Genomic DNA, 23,379 nt, shown 5'->3' with positions numbered 1-23,379 from the left:
GTATGTGATTCGGGTGAGTGAGAGCAGCCAACACCCCTGTGGCTTCAAGGACGAAGGGTAAGCAGGGCTAAGGCTTCATAATGTGCCGTATGCGCAAACATATCAAACAACTGCACCCGCTCAATACGATATGCCGCTAACCTACTAATATCTTTCGCCATTGTCTCCGCGTTACAGCTTGAATAGAGAATATATTCAGGTGCCATCTGTGCCAAATAATCACACAGCTCTGCCCCAATCCCACGCCGTGGCGGGTTCACCAATACCAATTGCGGCACTTGCGCTTCTGCGGTAGCGAAACGAGTGGAATCGAGCGCAGCAAAACTGACGTTTTTTAACCCTAACAGATCTGCTGACTGACGCGCACAGGCAATGGCTTCAGCGCTAATTTCAATGCCTGTGAGCTTTGTCTGCGGCCCCGCGCAGTGCAAGCCAAAACCGCCAACGCCACAGAATAGATCCCACATACTATCGATATTTAACTCACGCACCCACTGGCGAGCAGTGGCATAGAGTGAGGCTGCGACCTGCGGATTTGTTTGGAAAAAACTTTGCGGGCGGATAAACAGTGGCACCTGATTAAACTGCTCCGGCAATGCCTGCTGCTCAGTCAAAGGGATCTCTTGCTCCCCTTCCAGAATCGCCATGTGCACCGGCTGAATATTGGCCGAAATAACCGCCAATTGAGGCAACTGCTGTTGTAACCAAGGTAACGCCGCCTGTAGTTGCGCCAACTTAGTTTCCGAACGTAAAACAAAACGCAGCATCAACTCACCGCTATGCGTACTTTCAGTCAGTAACAGGAATTTAAGCTCACCACGCTTACGGGCGACGTTGTATGGCGTTAAACCTGCACGGGCAATAAAGGTTTTAAGGAGAGCAAAAACGGGCGCAAAACTGGCCGGATAAAGCGGACAGTCACATAAATCCACAGGCGTGCCGTCACGATGTAACATCCCTAATAACGGGCGCTCGACACTGCCACTGACCACCATTTTTGCTTTATTTCGAAAAGCACTTTCTTGCCCAAAAACTGGCGTTAGCCACTGAGCCACTGAATGCCCAGTGAGCAGATTTTCTAAATGATGTTGTTTGTCAGCCAGTTGTTGTGGATAAGGTTTATCCAACCACTGACAGGAACGACAGCGACCTGCCGTATACTGAGCGCAATGCATTAATAATTGACCGTTGTAGACTGAGACATTAAAGAGTTCGTAGCCGAAGCTATTGCTGGAGGCGAATTGTAGCACTGTGTCAGGCTAAACACTCATTTTGAGTGGTGGAAATAGCGATGCCAAGGAAAGAATAACAAACCGATAATCACCACATCAGGGATTTTCTGCATCAGTAGGCTATGAAGGATTTCCGCATTGCTATCACCTTCAATACGAAAAACATCCAATAGTAGCCAATCGAATGAGACCACCAACAGATAGATAATGACGAGTATCTGGCAAAGCAGGTAGCACCAGCGCGCCCAGTTCTGCCGACGACAGACCCCGACACCACAGGCAATCTCCAGCAGAAGTAAGAAAATACTCATAACTAGGATAAAACTGGAATCCCAGCTTTGTAGGCTTTCATTAATAAACGCACCGATGCCCCCCCATCCCAATTCTGCCACAAGGAGCAATAGACCAACAAAATGGGTGGCAATGATAGCGGTGCCGGCAATCAGAACCGGAACAGGTGTCGTTGCTGAAGACGAAAAAGCTGAGGATGAAAATAATGCTCTCATATTGGCCTATCTATCCTCCGTTCGGTTCCCTACAACTCAATGTTATCCTTCACAATAACGCCGCTCAAGGCGGCGTTAAAGTAAAAGAAAGACTAACAGTTTTAAGGGCTATCAGCTATTAATTAACGGTATCAACTATTCATTAACCGTATCGACCATTCATTAACCCTATCAACTGCGAGCTGCTTTGCGTAACTCCCGCAACCGCTGTTTTTCTGAGCGAGACATAAACCACCATGCGATTAAACCGATGATGCCCACCACCAGCAGAATCAGTGTCGCCAGTGCATTGATTTCTGGATTCACCCCCATCCTCACGCTAGAGAACACTAACATCGGCAATGTGGTCGCGCCTGGCCCAGCCACAAAACTGGCAATCACTAAATCGTCCAACGATAAGGTAAAGGCCAGTAGCCAGCCTGAAATTAACGCAGGGGCAATCATAGGGACGGTAATCACAAAGAACACTTTCAGCGGTGTCGCCCCCAGATCCATTGCCGCCTCTTCAATAGAACGGTCAAGTTCACGTAAACGCGAACTGATGACGACAGTCACATAAGCGGTACAAAAGGTCACGTGCGCCAGCCAAATGGTGAACATGCCACGTTCTGCGGGCCAACCGATGGCATGCCCCATGGCGACAAACAGTAACAATAGTGACAAGCCAGTAATGACATCAGGCATCACTAATGGCGCGGTCAGCATAAATGCAAACCCCGTCGAGCCACGAAAACGTCCGAAGCGCACCATCACCACAGCGGCGATCGTCCCAAGCACCACCGCCATGGTGGCAGAGGCCGACGCGATAGTCAGACTCAATCCTACGGCGGATATCATCGCTGAATCATTAAATAATTCGATATACCAACGAGTCGACCACCCTGCCCATACCGTGACCAGCTTTGAACTGTTAAATGAGTAGATAACTAGCATCAACATCGGTGCATACAGGAAAGTATACCCAACAACTAAGATCACTCGACGCCAGATTGAACGCACTTCCGGTAGGTTATTCACGATGCGCCTCCTATCTGTTTATTCTGGTGTTTGTGGAACCAGAGTATCGGCACAATCAATAAGACCAACATCACCGTTGCTACGGCTGAAGCCACTGGCCAGTCACGGTTATTGAAGAATTCCTGCCATAATATTCGGCCAATCATGATGCTATCTGGCCCACCCAGTAGCTCAGGGATAACAAACTCCCCTACCGCCGGAATAAAGACCAGCATGGAACCTGCGACGATGCCCCCTTTGGTCAGTGGCATGATAACGCTGAAGAAAGTCTTAAGTGGCTTGGCACCAAGATCAGATGCAGCTTCTACCAGTGAATAATCCAATCGAGTTAATGCGGTGTAGATTGGCAACACCATGAAAGGCAAATAGGAATACACCACACCAATATAGACCGCCAGATTAGTGTGCAAAATGATCAGCGGTTGATCGATAATCCCCGTCCACATCAGGAAGTTGTTCAATATGCCGTTGTTTTTGAGTATCCCTATCCAGGCATAGACTCGAATCAGGAATGATGTCCATGACGGCAGAATAACCAGCAGCAATAAAATATTGCGTGTAGATGATTTACTGTGAGCAATAGCCCAAGCCAGCGGATAACCGATAATAAGGCAACACAGCGTTGAGACCGCAGCCACTTGCAACGATTGCAAATAAGCATCGATATACAGTGGTTCTTCAAGGAGCAGGAGATAATTTCCCAGATTTAGCGAGATATCCAGCTTACCATCAAGCCAAGTCACTAAATCGGTATAAGGCGGCACCGCACGAGCCATCTCGGCCAAACTGATTTTGAACACAATCAGGAATGGCAACATAAACAGCAGGAATAGCCATAAATATGGCATGGCAATAACCAGCTTACGGCCATGTGCCATCTGGAAGCGTTGTATCAGCGCCTTAATTTGCCCTACCGCACGGGTCGGTGGCTCTTCGGTGCCATGAGTGGATTTTGGTATCACAATATTGAGCTCCCCAAGGCTATTGAGCTTTTTAAAACGATCTGTTTTTTAAAGCCCATCAGCTATTTAAGACCACGCAGCTATCGGCATCCCAGCACAGTTGGACTTCATCGCCCCACGTTGGCATGCCTTTGCGGTAGCGATGACCATTTTGCAACTGTGCACTAAGCATCTGGCCGCTATGGAGTTTGACGTGATATATCGACAGGTCACCCAGATAAGCAATGTGTACCACTTCACCGACGGCAAAGTTGCAGCCATCTTCCGGCACTTGCTCGCACAACATGACTTTTTCAGGGCGCAGCGCAACGAATACCGGCACCCCATCGACCACCGAAGCATCAGAGTCCACTTTCAGCGGATGACGTAACCCTGGGCTCTCGATAATCAATGCATCGTCTAAGCGCTCTTTTAATACCCCTTCGAACACATTGACTGACCCGATAAATTCAGCACTGAATCTGCTGTTCGGATGCTCGTAAATTTCTTCGGGCTCGCCAATTTGTACAAATTTGCCACGGTTCATAATGGCGATACGGCCCGCCATGGTCATGGCTTCTTCTTGATCGTGGGTCACCATCACACAAGTGGCCCCCACTCGCTCGAGAATATCCACAACTTCGAGTTGCATGCGGTCACGCAGCTTTTTGTCCAACGCCCCCATTGGCTCATCCAACAGCAGCAGTTTTGGACGCTTAGCCAAGCTGCGCGCCAGCGCCACACGTTGGCGTTGACCACCGGATAACTGATGCGGTTTGCGTTTGGCGAACTCTTGCATGTGTACCAACGTCAGCATTTCAGCCACACGGCTTTTAATTTCATTCGAAGGCAATTTGTCCTGCTTCAAACCAAACGCGATGTTTTGTTCGACCGTCATATGGGGGAACAACGCATACGACTGGAACATCATGTTGATCGGGCGTTGATAAGGTGGCACGTGCGATAAGTCTTGCCCATCGAGGACGATTTGCCCCTGCGTCGGCTGTTCAAAACCGGCCAGCATGCGCAACAGGGTCGATTTACCACAACCTGATGCACCCAACAGCGCAAAAATCTCACCTTTGTAGATGGTCAAATTGACATCATCTACTGCGGCCTGACCATCAAATGATTTGGTTAAGTTGCGAATCTCCAACAAGGGCGTAAACACCTTCTGGGATTTTGGCTGTGAGCGGGGAATTACATCATTCACTCAGCGTGCTCTCCGTAAAAGCAGAACAGGCCGCATTTGAGGTGCGGCGCAATAAAAAACAGGAACAGAGAGAAAGTCCCCCTGTTCCTACCATGGTCTATTTCACTTACCCATCAATGGGTTATTTACCGCTTTTCACTTTAGTCCATGCCGATGTAATGACACGATCTATTTTCGGCTCTTGTACTTTCAGCGTGAACATCTTCGCGCGCACATCTGCCGGCGGATAAATGCCGGGGTTGTCGCGAACTTCAGCATTCACCAACGGGGTCGCCGCTTTGTTAGCATTCGCATAGAACACGTGGTTACTGATATTGGCAATCACATCAGGGCGCATCAGGTAATTCAGGAACTGATAGGCTTCATCCTGACTTTTAGCATCTGATGGCATCGCAAACACATCAAAGAAGGCCAACGCCCCCTCTTTTGGAATACTGTAAGCCACATTCACGCCATTTTTAGCTTCTTTAGCGCGATTAGATGCCTGCATGATGTCGCCTGCCCAACCTACTGCCACACAGATGTCCCCGTTTGCCAGATCATTAATGTACTGTGAAGAGTGGAAGTAACGGATATTTGGCCGCAATTTCAATAACAATTCGGTTGCAGGACCCGTGTAGTCAGCCGCCTGAATACTGTTTGGATCTTTACCCAAATAATTCAATACAGTGGCAAAAATCTCGCTTGGCGCATCAAGGAAAGAAACGCCGCAGCTTTTCAGCTTCTCAAGATTTTCAGGTTTCAGCACCAGATCCCAGCTATTAACAGGTGCATCTGTTCCCAGCGCCGCTTTCACTTTTTCGACGTTATAACCAATACCGGTTGTCGCCCACAGATAAGGGATCGCAAATTTATTCTCAGGATCGTGTTTGCTAACGAGTGCCAACAGCTCAGGGTCAAGGTTTTTGTAATTCGGTAATTTCGTTTTATCTAATGGCTTAAATACGCCAGCAGACAATTGGCGTTCAAGGAAACTGGCTGACGGCACCACTAAATCAAAACCGGTGCTTCCCGCCATCAATTTACCTTCCAACACCTCGTTGGAGTCAAACACATCATAGACAACCTTAATGCCGGTTTCTTTTTGGAAATTAGCCAGCGTATCCGGCGCGATATAATCGGACCAGTTGTAAACGTGCAGTGTTTTTTCCTCAGCGGATGCTGAGACGGACGCGGCCAGTAACAGGCCAGCAGTAACACCCGATAACCACTTTTTACGTTGGGTGAACATCCGTTAACTCCTCCAGAACAGGGGGTGAAATAGTGCGCTAAATTTGTATCCGAAAAGATACAATACCTTTGCCCTGCCGACGTTCATCGCCTCAAACACCAGATGCATGACTATGCACAGTGAGTGATTATTAACCTAACAAGGATAATCACTGATTTTATGAGGTAATATTATGTCTTTTGCAGAAACAGCAGCATAACCGCAGTTAACCATCCGTACCAGACTCTAGGGTAAAAAACGCCTTTTATCGATTTTTTATGCACAGTTTATCTATGTAATGCGTCACTAACGGTATAAACGGCGATAAATATCTGGCAAAAGAGGGTAAAAAGCAGAAGATCTTATGGTTTACAAAGATAAGAGCAAAGCGCCGCCAGCATTGGCGGCACATTGAATGACAAGATATTAGTGGATAACAGGATAAGCCGTGGCTGTTTGCGGTGTTTCGTCATCTTCGCTTGAGCCAATAAACAACAAATCATTCGCACGCGCTTCGAGAATGATCATTGAAATCTGCTCTTCACACTGCTGCATAAAGTAACCGAATTGAGCCAGTGTCACCCCAACTTCAATCGTCAATGATTGGCAGACAATCAGTTTTGGTAGATTGTCATCCTGAATATCGATGAACGCTTTCACCGTCAGTGAACTGGCATTGATTTGGCTGAGATCTGCCACCAGTGGAATCAGTGCCGTTGGTCTGACTTCGGCTAGCGCCGAGAATAAGATGACGTTATCCACCAAGTCGATTTTGGCGTCAAACACACCCTCAAAATTTTGCATATGCGGCAAATGCAGCGCCTGGCAGGAATCGCATTCAAAAAATGAGATACCGAGTTGATCCAGCCAACGCCGTAATAAGGCTAAATCCGGGACGATGAGTGAATCCATAACTACCTACCTCACGATTCTCATAATACGAAAAGTGGCATAGCTTACGGAATATTGGCCGACAGCGCCATGATCAATCCCGACAAATTTAATGCCCTGATTAAGACTCAGTGCCTATCCTACTTAGATTGATTCTCTTTTTCGGATTGCACTTTATCCTGTTCTTTCTTGGTTTGTGGTCGCGAGACTCGATCGGCACTCCCTAATAGTGGACCAAAACCACTGGCTACGCGCCAAACAATACAAACTGCGGCAGGCACCATCAGGCCAATTCCGACAAAAATCATCATAATCGCAACAGTCGGTGTCCCCATCGAACCCGGTAATGATACGAAATCATTAATACTGAGGTAAGCTACCACCAGCAACAGCATCCCCAGCACTTCTGAAACGATCACTATGCGGGGCATATCTCCTAACGAGCGCATCTTTACCTCCGATAAGCTCTATTTTCTTTGCGTTTGAAGCCACAATGGAATTCGTTGTCACTCAACATTTCTTGGGTATCACTAAGTATTGACTCAGTGTATTGAATCCCCAAGATTTGTAACAGTACCGAGAAGCAAATAGGTAGGATTTATCATATCAACAGGCAATTCCTGCTTTTTTTTCACTGTGCCAAAGGGCATAGTAGACCCCAGTGAGAGTAAGTAATGCGCTAGAAGTCATTTAGCAGTTGAATGTATCAGTCGCTGTTGGCTAAGAGCCAATCCCAGTAGGGGCCATTGTTGCTGTCATTTTGAACACGAACAGCGTGGAAGAACCGAAGCATATATAGCTGTGCGCGAGGGTTCTGAATAGCGCCCGAGTTCAACATGACCAATAAGATAATCCTAATGGGATAGGTTCTCAGTGATTACCTCAAATTAATCAAGGAGTTTTAAATGTTTGCTGTAATTTTCGGGCGTCCTGGATGTCCTTACTGTGTTCGTGCTAAAGAATTGGCAGAAAAACTGGAAACCGAACGTGACGATTTTAAATTCCGTTACATCGATATTCACGCGGAAGGTATCACCAAAGCTGATTTGGAAAAAACTGTCGGCAAACCGGTAGAAACCGTGCCACAGATCTTTATTGATGAGAAACACATTGGCGGTTGCACTGATTTTGAAGCATACGCTAAACAAAATCTGAGCCTGTTCCAGTAATTGGGCTAGCACGTCGCTTATGATTTCGCCATTAATCTAAATTGGCTTTATCTGATAAAGGGTGTCTAACACCCTTTTTTATTGCCTCTAGAGCATGTCACTTAGCTATAAATTATCGTGTCGAAAAACCTTATTTTCTCTGATATAAATAGCAGATAATCCCACTTTAAATTAACAATTTAGTATTTCCCTCTAGTCAAAGCAAACTTCCTGCATACTACTGGCTGTCACGCAGTATACCGATTAGAATAAGCCCCGTTATCGCTTGCTCTGATGTCCTGGCTGGCGATATTTTTTTAGATTTTAATGAAGTGTGTCGCTCTACCGATAAGCAAAGAGCGTGTATATCGTGAATCATCTGGGCTAACAGAAAGTCATACCTGTGAATATTAACGTCGCAAATTTACTGAACGGCAACTACATCTTGCTGTTATTCGTCGTGTTAGCGCTGGGATTGTGCCTAGGCAAACTGCGATTAGGGCCTATTCAATTAGGTAACGCTATTGGTGTGTTGGTGGTCTCCCTGTTGCTCGGGCAACAGCACTTTACCATTAATACCGAAGCGCTCAATTTGGGCTTTATGCTCTTTATTTTTTGTGTCGGTGTTGAAGCTGGCCCAAACTTTTTCTCTATTTTCTTCCGCGATGGCAAAAACTATCTCATGCTGGCCTTAGTTATGGTCGGCAGCGCCATGATTCTGGCGTTAGGGCTCGGTAAGCTATTTGGTTGGGATATTGGCCTCACTGCGGGGATGCTCGCCGGATCAATGACGTCTACGCCAGTGTTAGTTGGCGCAGGCGATACGTTACGCAACACCATCGGCAATAATCCTGCCCTACAACACGCCCAAGATAACTTGAGCCTAGGTTACGCCCTCACCTATCTTATCGGGTTAGTTAGCCTGATTTTAGGTGCGCGTTACTTACCCAAACTTCAGCATCAAGACTTGCCCACCAGCGCCCAGCAGATTGCCCGCGAACGCGGTTTGGATACCGATAGCCAGCGGAAAGTGTACTTACCGGTCATCCGCGCTTATCGTGTTGGCCCTGAGCTAGTGGCTTGGGCTGATGGTAAAAATCTCCGTGAGTTAGGCATTTATCGCCAGACAGGCTGCTATATCGAGCGCATTCGGCGTAACGGCATTCTGGCCAGTCCCGATGGTGATGCGGTGCTGCAAGTCGGTGATGAAATCTCCCTTGTGGGCTATCCAGATGCCCATTCACGTCTTGACCCAAGTTTTCGTAACGGTAAAGAAGTGTTCGATCGCGATCTGTTGGATATGCGTATTGTTACCGAAGAGATTGTGGTCAAAAACAGCAATGCCGTGGGTAAACGCCTCAGCCACTTAAAACTGACGGACCACGGTTGTTTCCTTAACCGCGTGATCCGCAGCCAAATCGAAATGCCGATTGACGACAATGTGGTTCTTAATAAGGGTGATGTGCTGCAAGTCAGCGGTGATGCGCGGCGCGTGAAAAGTGTGGCAGAGAAAATTGGCTTTATTTCCATCCACAGTCAAGTGACCGACCTGTTAGCTTTCTGCGCCTTCTTCATTTTAGGCTTAATGATCGGCCTGATTACATTCCAGTTTAGTAACTTCAGTTTCGGGATTGGTAACGCCGCAGGTCTGTTAATGGCGGGGATCATGCTCGGATTTCTGCGTGCCAATCACCCAACGTTTGGCTATATCCCGCAGGGCGCGCTGAACATGGTGAAAGAGTTTGGATTGATGGTCTTTATGGCTGGCGTCGGGTTAAGTGCGGGTGGTGGTATTAATAGCAGCCTCGGGGCCGTCGGCGGGCAAATGTTAATTTCGGGCCTTATTGTGAGTTTGGTTCCCGTTGTCATCTGCTTCCTCTTTGGCGCTTATGTATTACGCATGAACCGCGCGCTACTTTTCGGCGCAATTATGGGCGCACGAACCTGTGCGCCAGCCATGGATATTATCAGCGATACCGCACGTAGTAATATCCCAGCGCTAGGTTATGCAGGGACTTATGCCATTGCGAACGTATTATTGACGTTGGCGGGCTCGTTGATCGTCATTGTCTGGCCGGGAATATTAGGTTAATGCCCTAAAAAGGGGACGAAAGGCTAAAGCTAAACATTTTTTTATACTTTTTTCATTTGCCCAGAACTTTCCTACTGGACTGGGGTCTGAATTAGTGCCACTGCTTTTCTTTGATGTCCCCATATTGAGGAGCCCGATAGTCCCGCCTTCTTAGGTTCAAGACTAATCGGGTTTTTTCTTGCCTGAAATTTGAGTCCTTACCTATCAATACCTTACAAGCACTTTGCATGTCCATTGGCGATGGAATGGCGGCATAACTTCGGTGTTTTTAGGTTCTCTATAGTAACTCAAGAGAAAAAGTGGCAAAAATGGAAACAAGTCTGCTTCACACAGTAAAAGAAATTGAAATCATATCTTCGTTATGGGCAGAAAAGGCTGGAGAAAAGAAAGTTAACAAATTATTGGCTTCTGGCGAATGGATCATCATCAGTACTACCAGTGGCACTGATATTGACGGTTATCCCATTCATGAGTGGGTTCTAGGTAAGATTTGAAAAACATGATGATGCTAAACCAAAAAGTCGCACTGAGCGGCCTTTTGGTTACTGTTGACGATTATCCCGTCTTAACGATTAACCATTGCAGTAAGATAATTACTAAATAAACTAAACTCACTGAACCAAGAAAAATTAGCAAGCGAACAAAATTAATCAGAAGTGGATTAAATATTTTCTGTGGATATAACCCTATCGGCTTGGCAAGTCCTTCCTTACACCTTACTGATAATAGTGACGGTAATTCCGAATTGATTGACATCATTTCACATCGTATCGCCTCTTTTGGTGCAAGATAATCAAATACCATGATATGCCTACGTTCCCCATCAACTTTTAATTCATAAGCTCTTGATGGCCAAACATTTAAATACATTGGACGATAATTGAAGATAATCTCTACATTCGTAGCCGGTTCTCGCCCCTCATTACTAAAAATATATGAAAGCGTATGTACGGTTTGCACTTCCCTTAAGACTTCACCATCGGTATTTTCCAATGATTCCTGTATTAAGTATGTAAATTCATGCAGTGCGCCATAGCAAATATTGGCACTACTCTTGAAATATTTATTTAGTAATAATGTAAATATTGGAACTACAAATGCAAAAATCTCTTTTCCATAAAGGGATAAAATGTTCATAGGTTCGCATTCAACAATGAGTAAGTTTAGTCATACATATAATATTACTAGGTTGAGCCTTTCACCAGTATGATTTTCCCCGATTCAAAATAATTCATTTTTTCAGTTGTCTCGCAATGAAATTTGACACTCGAAGCTGCACCAACCCTGAGTTTTGATATTTAATTAACTTAGTTTCCCAGTATGTAAAGATTCTACAAAAAGCACATAAGAATTATTTCTTCTTTATATTTCAACAAGTTGATTGTTATCTTATTTCCTATATAGGATCCATAAACTGAAAAACACTGAAACTCTTTTCATTCTTTTCAGTTGGCAAAACTCCGCAAAGCCCCAGCCACGGCGCGGGCTGGCGGGTTGTTTTGTAAAACTAAAACTGAAAAAACTTTATAATGCACAGTGTGCAGGCGGGTGCGATGTAGTGATGATGATATTTCTTTTGTGGCAAGTTTTGCTGTAGTACGCAATGGAACAAGTGTGCAATAAGCCTTGGTTAGGAGATGAGCCAGAACGCCGCACGTTAAGCAATATTGCCGAACTTTGGTACAACCTGCATGAGCGTTCTTTAGAAACCGGCGAAAAGACTGATAAGAAACTGGTTGCTGATAGAGTCGCCGCAGAAGGAAATGAATTACAGCAAATAGATAACATTTAGAACAAAGTCATCTGCTAGAGCTACTAACTCCGCCGTGTAATTAATGGCAAAGTTGAGTCAATTCTTTTTCACTTAGGCCTGTAGTATTCCTTACAATAGCGCGATCAACGCCACTGGCTAACAGAGCGCTAGCAATTCTCAGGGCAGTTTCTTGCGCTCCTTCCTGATGGCCTTCTTGCTTCAATTTATCTGCAATCGACATGAGTAACTCCTTGTGCTGTGGCGAACGACGAGCGAGATCCCATATAAAGGTTTTAGGGACCGAATCTTCACCATCCTGTAGCATGTAGTTTATCAATGATACTAGCTGATCGTCGGTATTGTAGCCCCTTGATAACAGTATGACTAATCGATCTGACAGTTTGGATAAATCACGTCGGCGAATGTGCTTTTGCAGGAGTTCCAGCATAGCGATACTCCGGTGAGTCATGATTTCATCATCGGGGATCACTGTTACATCAACCAGCGGGAAGTCAGAAGAATACAATTTACCCGCCATAATTGGCGAGTTAAAAGCTTGTAGCCAGTTCATTGAGTATGGGTACGGTGTAACCTGTCCGTGGTAAAACAAGATCGGAATGACCAATGGTAGTTTTTCATTACCTGCTTCAAGATGGCGTTGCATAGCCGCAATAGCATATCGCATTAACCGAAAAGCCATCTGTTTATCCGGTGAGCTCTGATGTTCGATTAGAGCGTAAATATACCCATCCTGCATTTGTGTTTTTAGCGAGTAGAGAACGTCTGAATAATAAGCTTTCAAGTCATTCTCAACAAAGCTGCCTGATTCTAATTGTAAGGTATTTAGGTCACATATTTGGCGTAATTCAGGCGGTAAATGGATCTCCAAAAAGTCACGAGCAGTTTGTTGGTGGGTCAGAAATTGTTTAAAAATCGCGTCATGGGGTGCGGATATTGTTTTCATCGAGCGACAGTAACATAAGTCACATATCAAATTGAATATTAAAGATTATTTTAAGATTTTCACTACATTACCTCGCTAATAACTTATATGTTGATACCCCTAATACAGTAGCCAACTCGAATTGATGGGTCTAAAGACAAGATATTCATTAGTTATCATTAAAGTCATTTTAGTCACTCGTTCCGAGGTCATGCCCCGAATGATAGAGATTGTATTTCTTGCCTGAAATTCAAGCTCCCCCCTTAAGGCTTTCTTAATACAAAATTATTACAGTACCAGCATTATTCCCTTCTGCTCAGGTTGATTTGTGAAGCCCCATAACTCTAGACCTCAACCTGAGGTCGACCCGTCAATTTTAAATCGCGTCTCAACGACACCTACAATTCGGACAAACTCTCTTTACTCATTGCCACTAACATTTTATTTTTGGCAAGTTTTTGGATTGGCGATCAGTGGATTACTGTTTCTTTGGCTATCTCGCCATGAACAGTTGGATTGGTTTATCAGCCAGTATTGGTTTGACCCCATTGGGCAAAATTTTCCGTTAGAACATAATTATTGGCTGGATTTACTGAATCATCGACTGTTGAAAATGGCCATTATTAGCGCTGCCGTGGTCAGCTTGTTCTGGGGGATTTATCACCGAAATGGCCGGTTAATCACCAGTATGTTGCTGCTAGGGGTTGGCCCCTTAGTGATCGGTATTCTAAAAGCCACCAGCGCGCACTCTTGTCCTTGGGATTTGGTGCAATTTGGCGGGAAATCCCTGAACTACGTGCTATTAGGCGCGGTTCCCATCGGGGCCGGCCCCGGCCACTGTTTTCCGGGTGGACATGCCTCTAGTGGTTTTGCTGTCATGGCACTTTTTTTCTGTTTTACCCCGAACGGCCCCGTTTGGCAGTGCTGTGTTGGGTCGTAGGCCTCTGCCTTGGCATGTTGATGGGGTTTGGTCAAATCATGCGCGGCGCACATTTTCTTACCCATAACCTCTGGGCAGGTTGGTGGGTATGGTTTAGCCAATTGGCTCTTTTTTGGATGATTAGCGGTTATTACAACCGCGATAAGGGTGCAGAATAATGGAACAAATGAATTACTTTTTCTTTTCGATGATAAATGCGACTCCCGCATCATCACCATGGATGATTTCTTTTGCGACTTTTATCGCACGCGACTTAATCATGATTATTCCAGCATTGCTGATTGGCTTGTGGCTATGGGGGCCAAAGAGTGCGATGGACTCACAACGGGCGATGGTGACGAAAGCCGCCATGGCGCTCGCTTTCTCTATGCTCTCCTCAGCCTGTATCGGCATGCTATTCCCTCACGACCGGCCCTTTGTCGTGGGGTTTGGCTATAATTTCCTGAGTCATTCACCCGATAGCTCTTTCCCGAGCGATCACGGCACCGCGATTTTCACCGTCGCCTTAGCCTTTGTTTTTTGGCATAAAGTCTGGTCAGCAATCACGATGATGGTGATAGCAATTGCTATCGCATGGTCACGAATATATCTGGGCGTACATTGGCCACTCGATATGGTTGGCGCTTTCTTGCTAGGGATGGTCGGCTGCTTGTTTGCTCAGTTAGTGTGGAACCTGTTTGGCGAATCCATCGCCAATGGTATGAAGCGCTTATATCACCTCAGTTTTGCCGTCCCTATCAACAGAGGGTGGGTCAGAAGCTAGCCTCTCCACTCCTTTCTTTCGCATTGCTGATTGGCCTAAAGGTCAGCAATGCGTTCTCTTAACTTCACTATCATCACCGCCATCTGAACCATTGATATCAGAACTTGGATCTCACTTGCGCACCGTTAAATGTTATTTAATTAACACCACACTGCATTATTCGTGAAAAAAACCTTTTTATTTCTATTTTGATGTTACTATCATAACAGTTGAGTAAACTGAAAAATGGAAAAAGGATAATATTCATGACCATCAATTACGCGAGCTATATCGACCATACCTTACTGGCAATGGATGCGACCGAAGCACAAATTATCAAACTGTGTGAAGAGGCTAAACAGCATCATTTCTATGCAGTATGCGTGAACTCAGGTTATGTTCCTTTGGCTGCACAACAGCTAGCGGGTAGTTCAGTGAAAGTATGTTCAGTGATTGGTTTTCCGTTAGGGGCCGGCCTAACAGAAGCAAAAGCGTTTGAAGCTCAAGCTGCCATCAACGCTGGCGCGCAAGAAATTGATATGGTTATCAATGTTGGCTGGCTAAAAAGCGGCAAAGTGGCTGAAGTTAAAGCTGACATTCAGGCCGTGCGTGATAATTGCGCCTCTACACCGTTGAAGGTAATATTAGAAACTTGCCTACTCAGTGATGCACAAATCGTTCAAGTTTGTGAGATGTGCCGTGAATTGGACGTCGCCTTTGTGAAAACTTCAACAGGTTTCAGCACCGGCGGCGCAAAAGAAGAACATGTAAAATTGATGCGCTCCACCGTTGGCCCAGCCATGGGGGTCAAAGCATCCGGTGCAGTTCGTGACCAAGCGACAGCGGAGAAAATGATTCTCGCAGGCGCCACTCGCATTGGCACTAGCTCTGGGGTCACTATCGTTTCGGGCCAACAAGCGGCCGCATCAAGCTACTAAATCATTGTAAGCCCGGTCATGCCGGGCTTATTTATTGCCCTGTGCTGTTTTGCCGTACAAGGTATCGTGAATAGTTTGCCAGGAATCGCTTATGGAAACCCGCCGTGCAGAACGAATAAGTAAACTTACTCAGGCCCTAAAGCGTTCCGACAAAATCCATCTTAAAGACGCAGCCAACCTATTGCGTGTTTCGGAAATGACCATTCGGCGGGATCTGAGCGCAGAGCCAACAGCGATCATTTTGCTGGGGGGCTACGTGGTAATGGACCCCAAAAGCAACAATCCCAACAGTTATTTTGTTTCTGATCAGCAAGCCAAGCAGGTGGAAGAGAAGCGCCGAATTGGGCAACTAGCGGCTCAACTTATCGAAGAAAACGATACGGTTTTTTTTGATTGTGGCACCACTATTCCCTCAATCATTGACGAGATCGATGAAGAACTCTCCTTTACGGCGATCTGTTACTCCCTCAACACGTTTCTTTCCTTACAAGACAAACCCAATTGCAAAGTCATCCTGTGTGGGGGCGAGTTCAAACCGAATAATTACATTTTCACCCCGCTCAGCCAGCATAATGAACTGGATAATATCTGCCCCAATAAAGCATTTATCTCAGCAGCAGGTGTTTCAATTGAATATGGCGCAACCTGTTTCAATTTTGATGAGATCATTTTGAAGCACCGTGCGCTGACAAAATCCCAGCATAAAATTCTGGTCGCTGACCACAGCAAATTCGGCAAGATAAAACCTGCCAGTATCGGTGCTTTGACACTGTTTGATACGGTTGTGACGGATCGCCAGCCGGAGGCTGAGTTCAGCCAGTTCTTCTCTGCTCAAGGCATCATCACTTACTGTTAGGCTTGAATTACTTAGTAAAATTCCCATCACAGTTCCCCCTGGGTAGATAACTCTACCTAGGTATTCATTAGCTTAATTCCGAGTCTATTTTCGCCATATTATCTGATTTAGATATCCATATTTCATTTATGGATATTTAATATTTCCGTATTAAAAATTTCAAAACATAATTCCATTGATTATTAAGTATTCATCAATGGTAATCTTTAAAGTAAATTAATTTAACATTTAGTCTTCCTTTTAATGGATTCATGTAAAGGAATAGCGCTATTTTTTTGTCCGACAAATTACCGGTAGAATGAATTTCTATGACAAATAAAAGAAATCTTGCCATCTATCCACGTTATTCTATTTTCATCAACAGAAAATCAACCACTTTTATTTGTTATTTTCATGATGATATTATCGTCAAATTTAGACGCTAATCTCACAGGGAAAATAAAATAAATCATTAAATATCAATTTGTTATTGTTTTTATATAAATTTTCAACTTATGACTTCAATCAATGAAATAGCGAAAATATTGAATTTAACTAGATCCAAAAACGTGGTTAAAATATATTGCACCTCAAAATTTGAGCAATAAAAAATAAATTGATTACTTATTAATCAAAATAAAAAAATGGATATTAGTTATTCACATCTACAATCAAGATACATTTGAATAACAATTAGTTGTAAATTAGCAACAATGACCATAAAACGAGTTTATTAAGCATTTGAGAGCATGATCACGGTAGTTTCCACTGCAAATCGTTATCTTGCCGCCAGCAAAAACTACCGCATTGGCGGAGACAAAAAACATATCCGATAAAGCGAATTAATACGCTTATCGTCGGTTAATTTTTGCACTTTATTTTTAGATATAAGCATGACCACGGCATCAACCTAATAACCAGGGCAACCATTATAACCGAATCGTTTTGACTGAAATTTTCGCCTGATAGCGCGGCAAAATAATGCGTTACAGGTTTCTAACTTTCGGCTCTTAATTTTAAATTAACGTGTTCACATTGGAGATTTTTCATGGACACTACTCAAGCAGGCACCCTTGCCTCCACGGGAAAAGTTTCAGCAAGCACATGGCGTAAAAGTGACACTATGTGGATGTTGGGCCTATACGGTACAGCAATCGGCGCGGGTGTATTATTCCTGCCAATCAACGCCGGTATCGGCGGTCTACTTCCACTGCTTGTGATGGCAGTCATTGCCTTCCCAATGACCTTCTTTGCTCACCGTGGCCTGTGCCGCTTTGTGCTTTCAGGTAAAAATCCGGGTGAAGACATCACTGAAGTGGTTGAAGAACACTTTGGTATCGGCGCGGGTAAACTGATTACCTTGCTTTACTTCTTTGCTATCTACCCTATTTTGTTGGTCTATAGCGTTGCTATCACCAACACCGTTGATAGCTTCATTACCCATCAGATGCATTTGCCTTCACCACCGCGTGCCATCCTGTCTTTGATTTTGATCGTGGGCCTGATGACTATCGTGCGTTTTGGTGAGCACACCATCGTTAAAGCAATGAGCATCTTGGTATTCCCATTTGTCGCCGCATTGATGCTGTTGGCTGTTTATCTGATCCCAAACTGGTCTGGTGCCATCTTCGAGCACGTATCAATGGACGGTAACGGTACAGGCAGCGGGTTGTGGATGACGATGTGGCTGGTCATTCCCGTCATGGTATTCTCATTCAACCACTCTCCTATCATTTCGGCGTTTGCGGTTTCAAAACGTGAAGAATACGGTGTGGATGCTGAGAAAAAATGTTCACGCATTTTAGCTTTTGCGCACATCATGATGGTTGTCACGGTCATGTTCTTCGTCTTCAGCTGTGTACTGAGCTTGTCACCGGCAGACCTTGCAGAAGCGAAAAGCCAGAACATCTCTATTCTGTCTTACCTCGCTAACCACTTTAATACCCCAATCATTGCTTACATGGCACCCGTCATCGCCTTTATTGCTATCACTAAATCATTCTTGGGCCACTATCTGGGTGCTCGTGAAGGCTTTAACGGCATGATCATCAAATCTTTGCGTAGCAAAGGCAAAACCATCGGCACCAACAAACTGAACCGCATTACTGCGCTGTTCATGCTGGTGACAACGTGGATCGTCGCAACCTTGAACCCAAGCATTCTGGGCATGATTGAAACACTGGGTGGCCCAATCATCGCTATGCTGTTGTTCTTGATGCCAATGTACGCAATCCATAAAGTGCCTGCGATGCGTAAGTATAGCGGTCATATCAGTAACGTATTCGTGGTTATCATGGGCCTGATTGCTATCTCTGCAATCTTGTTCAGCCTGTTCGGTTAATGATAATGCGGCTGGCCAACTTCCACGGCCAGCCAATAGCATTTACTGCTGAAAAAAATCGTTTCAAAAGCCGGTGCGCCCGTACCGGTTCTCTATCCCACGGCATTGTCAGCAATTTAATAATTAAAACCTTTAAGAGGTTAAAATATGGTCAGCGTTTTTGACATTTTCAAGATTGGTATTGGCCCTTCCAGCTCCCATACCGTCGGCCCGATGAAGGCTGGCAAGCTGTTTAGCGATGACCTGATCGCGCTAGGACATCTTTCTGACGTGACGCGAATTACCGTTGATGTTTACGGTTCATTGTCACTGACCGGCAAAGGTCACCATACCGACATTGCTATTATCATGGGCCTAGCGGGGAATTTGCCCGATACCGTTGATATTGATGCCATTGCTGGGTTTATCCGCGATGTTGAGTTGCGCGAACGTCTGCTGTTGGCGAATGGCCAGCACGAAGTGGATTTTCCCGCTAAAGATGGGATGAACTTCCACGAAACTAATTTACCTTTGCATGAGAATGGCATGTCCATCACGGCTCATGCGGGTGATGAAGTCCTATTGCGTAAAACTTATTACTCTATCGGTGGTGGGTTTATTGTCGATGAAGCGAGTTTTGGTCAGCAAGATAGCAACGCCGTTTCGGTACCCTATCCATTCAACTCTGCTCGTGACTTACAAAAACACTGCAAAGATACTGGCTTATCACTATCTGGTTTAGTGATGCAAAATGAGCTGGCATTGCACAGTAAAGCTGAGATCAGTGCACACTTTTCCGCTATTTGGGACGTTATGCGTGCTGGTATCGAGCGCGGAATCAATACCGAAGGCTTATTGCCTGGCCCCATGAAAGTGCCACGTCGTGCTGCTGCATTACGGCGTATGTTGGTCACTACCGATAAACACAATGCTGATCCGATGATGGTTGTCGATTGGATCAATATGTACGCTTTAGCCGTAAACGAAGAGAATGCGGCGGGCGGGCGGGTGGTAACGGCTCCGACTAACGGTGCATGCGGCATTATTCCTGCGGTACTCGCTTACTACGATAAGTTTATTCGCCCAGTGAATGAGAACTCTTATAGCCGCTATTTCTTGGTATCCGGTGTGATTGGCGCGCTGTATAAAATGAACGCTTCAATTTCTGGCGCTGAAGTGGGTTGTCAGGGGGAAGTCGGTGTTGCCTGCTCAATGGCGGCTGCCGGATTGGCTGAGTTAATGGGGGGTAGCCCTGCTCAGGTTTGTATCGCCGCTGAAATCGCCATGGAACATAATCTGGGGCTGACATGCGATCCCGTCGCTGGACAAGTTCAAGTTCCTTGTATTGAGCGTAACGCCATTTCCGCCGTACAAGCGGTTAACTCAGCCCGTATGGCGTTGCGTCGTACCAGTGAGCCGAGTGTCTGCTTGGATAAAGTCATCGAAACCATGTATGAAACTGGCAAAGATATGAACGCTAAATATCGCGAAACGTCTCGTGGCGGGCTGGCCATTAAGATTGTTGCCTGTAACTGATTTATCGTCATCTCGACTTAATAAAAATGGCTACTGAAAAGTAGCCATTAAGATTATTGAAAAGTACCTGCCCTGCCCACGACACGCAGGCCAACTAGCCGAATACTCCCCCAAACCACTGGCTCAATTTCATCATCACAAAATCCCAGATACGGCTGAAGAACCCGCCCTCTTTGATTTCGGTCATCACCACCAACGGACGTTGTTCAATGGTTTTGCCATTAAGCTGGAAATCAATGGTGCCGACCACTTGATGCTTCGCCAGCGGCGCGCGTAGCTCAGTTTGATTGAGCGTATAGCTGGCTTTTAGATTTTTCATTTGCCCTTTCGGGATCGTAATTGCCGCATCTTCAGCGACCCCAAGATCTGCCTGCCCGGTATCACCAAACCACACTTTTTGCGTCACAAAAGGCTTAGTTGCTTTAATGGGCACCACAGTTTCATAGAAACGGAATCCCCAAGTCAGTAATTTTTCACTTTCACTGAAGCGAACCCGATCACTCGGTGCCCCTAATACGACGGAAATCAAACGCATCGGACCATCAGTGGCCGAGGCGACCAAATTATGCCCAGCGCCAGAAGTAAAGCCGGTTTTCATGCCATCGACGTTGAGATTAGAACTCCATAACAACCGATTACGGTTAATTTGCCGAATATTATTAAAGGTAAATTCTTTCTCTTTGTGCAACGCATATTCTTCTGGTACATCGCGGATCAAGGCCTGCCCTAACACCGCCATATCACGCGCCGTACTGTATTGCCCCGGAGCATCAAGGCCATGCACCGTCATAAAGTGAGTATTCGTGAGGCCCAGCGCTTTAGCGTAATTATTCATTAGCCCGACAAAGCTGTCCTGACTACCCGCGACATAATCAGCCAGCGCGATGCTGGCGTCATTACCTGACTGAATCACGATGCCTTTATTCAAATCGGATAATTTTACCTGATCACCCGGTTTCAAAAACATCAGCGAGGAACCGCGCAATGCCGGATTACCGGTCGCCCAAGCATCTTTACCGACAGTCACTAAATCATCTGGATGCACTTTACCGGCTTTAATCGCCTGTCCAATCACATAGCTGGACATGATTTTGGTCAGACTCGCCGGATCAAGGCGCTGATCACCATTCGCTTCGGCCAGCACTTTTCCACTGTTGTAGTCCATCAATACATAAGCTTTGGCGTCAACTGGGGGGACCGCAGGGTCATCAGCCGCGTGCGCAGCGGGCAGTGCCAAGAGCAATAGTCCAGCACTGAACGTCAATTTTTTTATCTTGAAAGGGAGGAGAAATTTCATCATGAGGTCGCCAAAGTATCCTTGCAAATAATCGGAAATAAATGGTGCTGCTAGAACAGCCCACGGTCCAATTAACGAAAAAATAACGTCTTTTTACTGATGCTGAAACTTGAGTTTAGTCATATTTCGACACCTTTTCTAAATTTATCCCATTGCCGTGTCAATTGGGCGCAGTTTTACGTTTTGTTTTGTAAAGACCCTGATTCACCTAGCCACTGATGCCCATACGGCTAAACATCTCGCTATCCGAACGTCCTGACATCTAAACATCCAAACGTCATAAGAAATAGCATTATTATTCCAAAAAGAAATATGGAGAGGTTATTTGTTCTTTTTAGTGCTTAAACCGCTGGCGCTATCATTGACCCATAAATGGTTAGCTGAGCGCTTAGTTAACACACTCTTTATCGGCGCGCTTCTTTACTGAAGCCCCCTTTTTCGGAGAAACACATGGCAATCCCACGCTCGGTGCTTGATCTTATCGGCCACACCCCGCTTCTGGAACTGACTCGCTTTGATACTGGACCGTGCCAATTATTTGTGAAATTGGAAAATCAAAACCCTGGCGGTTCGATTAAAGACCGAGTTGCTCTATCGATGATTGAGCAAGCAGAGCAATCAGGTTTGTTAAAAGCCGGTGGCACCATCATCGAAGCGACTGCGGGTAATACAGGGCTTGGGCTAGCACTGGTTGCCGCGCTAAAGGGCTACAAGCTGGTGTTGGTCGTACCGGATAAAATGAGTCAGGAGAAGATTTTCCACTTGCGGGCGTTAGGCGCACAAGTGTTGCTCACACGCTCAGATGTGGGTAAAGGCCACCCCGCTTATTATCAGGACTATGCCTTACGATTAGCGCAAGAAACGCCTGGCGCTTTTTATATTGATCAATTCAACAATCCAGCCAATCCGGCGGCGCATCGGACATCCACCGGACCCGAATTGTGGCAGCAAATGGAGGAAAAAATTGATGCTATCGTCGTGGGGGTGGGTTCCAGCGGCACGCTCAGTGGCTTAAGCCAATATTTCGCCGATGTGTCACCAGCCACCGAATTTGTCTTGGCTGACCCTGCGGGTTCTATTTTGGCTGATTATGTCGACAACGCGCAGATTGGCGATGCCGGAAGCTGGTTGGTGGAAGGTATCGGTGAAGACTTCATTCCTCCCTTGAGCAACTTCGCGCAGGTGAAAAAATCTTATCGCATCGATGATGCTGAAGCCTTCAGCACTGCTCGCACCCTATTACGGGAGGAAGGTGTTTTGGCGGGTTCCTCAACCGGTACTTTATTGGCCGCAGCACTACGCTATTGCCGTGAGCAAACCACCCCCAAACGCGTGGTCACCTTTGTGTGTGACAGCGGCAATAAATATTTATCAAAAATGTTCAATGACTACTGGCTGCTCGAACAGGGTTTGCTGAGTAAAACTCAGCATGGCGATTTACGCGATTTCATCACTTATAGCCATCAGGATGGCGCGACTATTTCTGTCTCACCGCAAGATGCCTTATCAGTTGCCCACGCTCGAATGCGTTTATATGACATCTCGCAACTCCCGGTATTAGAGGGCGAAAAAGTGGTGGGATTAATCGACGAATGGGATTTGCTGAATGCTGTACAAGCCGATGCCAACCATTTCAAATTTCCCGTTAGCACCGCGATGACAAGTCGGGTCAACACGCTACAAAAAGAGGCTGATTATCGCGATCTGTTGGCGACCTTTAATGATGGCCATGTGGCCGTGGTCTTGGATGGTGAGCGTTTCCTCGGTCTGATTACCCGAACCGATGTATTGAATAACTGGCGGCAGAAGCTGGCTTAACCTTCTT

At 45.8% G+C, this 23,379-nt stretch carries 21 protein-coding genes and 1 pseudogene; 11 read left to right on the top strand and 11 right to left on the bottom strand.

Annotation, left to right across the window (positions count from 1 at the left end; translation table 11 throughout):
- Window positions 1-44 precede the first annotated feature (44 nt).
- The 8 genes from rlmC to BN68_RS01905 all read right to left on the bottom strand — a co-directional run bounded on the left by rlmC (window position 45) and on the right by BN68_RS01905 (window position 7,459).
- Window positions 45-1,175 (bottom strand): 23S rRNA (uracil(747)-C(5))-methyltransferase RlmC, encoded by a 1,131-nt coding sequence (gene rlmC, locus BN68_RS01940; protein WP_042806482.1) that lies wholly within the window; start codon window positions 1,173-1,175, stop codon window positions 45-47.
- Window positions 1,176-1,267: 92 nt separating this feature from the next.
- Entirely contained in the window at window positions 1,268-1,738 is a 471-nt protein-coding gene (locus BN68_RS01935; RefSeq protein ID WP_019209464.1) for a YbjO family protein, read from the bottom strand.
- A gap of 171 nt (window positions 1,739-1,909) precedes the next feature.
- Window positions 1,910-2,755, bottom strand: coding sequence for a putrescine ABC transporter permease PotI (gene potI / locus BN68_RS01930; RefSeq protein ID WP_019209463.1), 846 nt, complete (start codon window positions 2,753-2,755; stop codon window positions 1,910-1,912).
- Entirely contained in the window at window positions 2,752-3,717 is a 966-nt protein-coding gene (potH, locus tag BN68_RS01925) for a putrescine ABC transporter permease PotH (RefSeq protein ID WP_019209462.1), read from the bottom strand. Before potH ends, potI begins: the two co-directional genes overlap by 4 nt.
- A 58-nt stretch (window positions 3,718-3,775) precedes the next feature.
- The gene (gene potG / locus BN68_RS01920; protein WP_019209461.1) at window positions 3,776-4,909 is read right to left on the bottom strand and encodes a putrescine ABC transporter ATP-binding subunit PotG; all 1,134 of its coding nucleotides are present in this window, start codon (window positions 4,907-4,909) and stop codon (window positions 3,776-3,778) included.
- A gap of 121 nt (window positions 4,910-5,030) precedes the next feature.
- The gene (gene potF / locus BN68_RS01915; RefSeq protein ID WP_019209460.1) at window positions 5,031-6,140 is read right to left on the bottom strand and encodes a spermidine/putrescine ABC transporter substrate-binding protein PotF; all 1,110 of its coding nucleotides are present in this window, start codon (window positions 6,138-6,140) and stop codon (window positions 5,031-5,033) included.
- Window positions 6,141-6,545: 405 nt separating this feature from the next.
- Entirely contained in the window at window positions 6,546-7,031 is a 486-nt protein-coding gene (locus BN68_RS01910) for a type III secretion system chaperone family protein (protein WP_019209459.1), read from the bottom strand.
- Window positions 7,032-7,150: 119 nt separating this feature from the next.
- Complete coding sequence (locus BN68_RS01905) at window positions 7,151-7,459, bottom strand: YbjC family protein (protein ID WP_019209458.1); 309 nt, start codon at window positions 7,457-7,459, stop codon at window positions 7,151-7,153.
- A gap of 456 nt (window positions 7,460-7,915) precedes the next feature.
- Here BN68_RS01905 and BN68_RS01900 point away from each other — a divergent pair, with 456 nt between their 5' ends.
- From BN68_RS01900 to BN68_RS01890, 3 genes are all read left to right on the top strand, one after another.
- Window positions 7,916-8,179, top strand: a complete 264-nt coding sequence (locus BN68_RS01900; protein ID WP_004710767.1) for a GrxA family glutaredoxin — start codon at window positions 7,916-7,918, stop codon at window positions 8,177-8,179.
- 382 nt (window positions 8,180-8,561) lie between these two features.
- Window positions 8,562-10,250, top strand: a complete 1,689-nt coding sequence (locus BN68_RS01895; protein ID WP_019209457.1) for an aspartate:alanine antiporter — start codon at window positions 8,562-8,564, stop codon at window positions 10,248-10,250.
- A gap of 299 nt (window positions 10,251-10,549) precedes the next feature.
- Window positions 10,550-10,744: a hypothetical protein gene (locus BN68_RS01890; protein ID WP_019209456.1), complete on the top strand. Its 195-nt coding sequence runs from the start codon at window positions 10,550-10,552 to the stop codon at window positions 10,742-10,744.
- 61 nt (window positions 10,745-10,805) lie between these two features.
- Here the strand turns inward: BN68_RS01890 and BN68_RS01885 are convergent, their stop codons facing one another.
- A complete protein-coding gene (locus BN68_RS01885; protein WP_019209455.1) occupies window positions 10,806-11,387 on the bottom strand; it encodes a hypothetical protein in 582 nt (193 codons plus the stop codon).
- 466 nt (window positions 11,388-11,853) lie between these two features.
- Between BN68_RS01885 and BN68_RS01880 the strand changes: the two genes are divergently transcribed.
- Window positions 11,854-12,042, top strand: a complete 189-nt coding sequence (locus tag BN68_RS01880; RefSeq protein WP_019209454.1) for a hypothetical protein — start codon at window positions 11,854-11,856, stop codon at window positions 12,040-12,042.
- Between the two features lie 40 nt (window positions 12,043-12,082).
- Here the strand turns inward: BN68_RS01880 and BN68_RS01875 are convergent, their stop codons facing one another.
- Window positions 12,083-12,967: an Rpn family recombination-promoting nuclease/putative transposase gene (locus BN68_RS01875; RefSeq protein ID WP_019209453.1), complete on the bottom strand. Its 885-nt coding sequence runs from the start codon at window positions 12,965-12,967 to the stop codon at window positions 12,083-12,085.
- 406 nt (window positions 12,968-13,373) lie between these two features.
- On the opposite strand from BN68_RS01875, the pseudogene BN68_RS01870 reads away from it, so the two are divergent.
- The 6 genes and pseudogenes from BN68_RS01870 to BN68_RS01845 all read left to right on the top strand — a co-directional run bounded on the left by BN68_RS01870 (window position 13,374) and on the right by BN68_RS01845 (window position 20,257).
- Window positions 13,374-14,044 (top strand): annotated as a pseudogene (locus tag BN68_RS01870) (phosphatase PAP2 family protein).
- Complete coding sequence (gene ybjG, locus BN68_RS01865) at window positions 14,044-14,649, top strand: undecaprenyl-diphosphate phosphatase (protein ID WP_019209452.1); 606 nt, start codon at window positions 14,044-14,046, stop codon at window positions 14,647-14,649. The pseudogene BN68_RS01870 and the gene ybjG overlap by 1 nt, the downstream one beginning before the upstream one ends.
- 245 nt (window positions 14,650-14,894) lie before the next feature.
- Window positions 14,895-15,566, top strand: coding sequence for a deoxyribose-phosphate aldolase (deoC, locus tag BN68_RS01860; RefSeq protein WP_019209451.1), 672 nt, complete (start codon window positions 14,895-14,897; stop codon window positions 15,564-15,566).
- Window positions 15,567-15,657: 91 nt separating this feature from the next.
- On the top strand, window positions 15,658-16,422 hold the full coding sequence (gene deoR / locus BN68_RS01855) for a DNA-binding transcriptional repressor DeoR (protein ID WP_019209450.1): 765 nt from the start codon (window positions 15,658-15,660) through the stop codon (window positions 16,420-16,422).
- Window positions 16,423-17,449: 1,027 nt separating this feature from the next.
- On the top strand, window positions 17,450-18,742 hold the full coding sequence (locus BN68_RS01850) for an HAAAP family serine/threonine permease (RefSeq protein ID WP_019209449.1): 1,293 nt from the start codon (window positions 17,450-17,452) through the stop codon (window positions 18,740-18,742).
- Window positions 18,743-18,889: 147 nt separating this feature from the next.
- Window positions 18,890-20,257 (top strand): L-serine ammonia-lyase, encoded by a 1,368-nt coding sequence (locus BN68_RS01845; protein WP_019209448.1) that lies wholly within the window; start codon window positions 18,890-18,892, stop codon window positions 20,255-20,257.
- A gap of 94 nt (window positions 20,258-20,351) precedes the next feature.
- Here BN68_RS01845 and BN68_RS01840 read toward each other — a convergent pair whose 3' ends face one another.
- On the bottom strand, window positions 20,352-21,557 hold the full coding sequence (locus tag BN68_RS01840) for a serine hydrolase (protein WP_019209447.1): 1,206 nt from the start codon (window positions 21,555-21,557) through the stop codon (window positions 20,352-20,354).
- 447 nt (window positions 21,558-22,004) lie between these two features.
- Here BN68_RS01840 and BN68_RS01835 point away from each other — a divergent pair, with 447 nt between their 5' ends.
- Window positions 22,005-23,372: a pyridoxal-phosphate dependent enzyme gene (locus BN68_RS01835; RefSeq protein ID WP_019209446.1), complete on the top strand. Its 1,368-nt coding sequence runs from the start codon at window positions 22,005-22,007 to the stop codon at window positions 23,370-23,372.
- The last annotated feature ends 7 nt before the right edge of the window (window positions 23,373-23,379 follow it).

It is taken from the genome of Yersinia massiliensis CCUG 53443 (genome assembly GCF_000312485.1).
GTDB classification, from domain to species: domain Bacteria; phylum Pseudomonadota; class Gammaproteobacteria; order Enterobacterales; family Enterobacteriaceae; genus Yersinia; species Yersinia massiliensis.
This window is presented reverse-complemented; position numbering and strand designations above follow the sequence as displayed.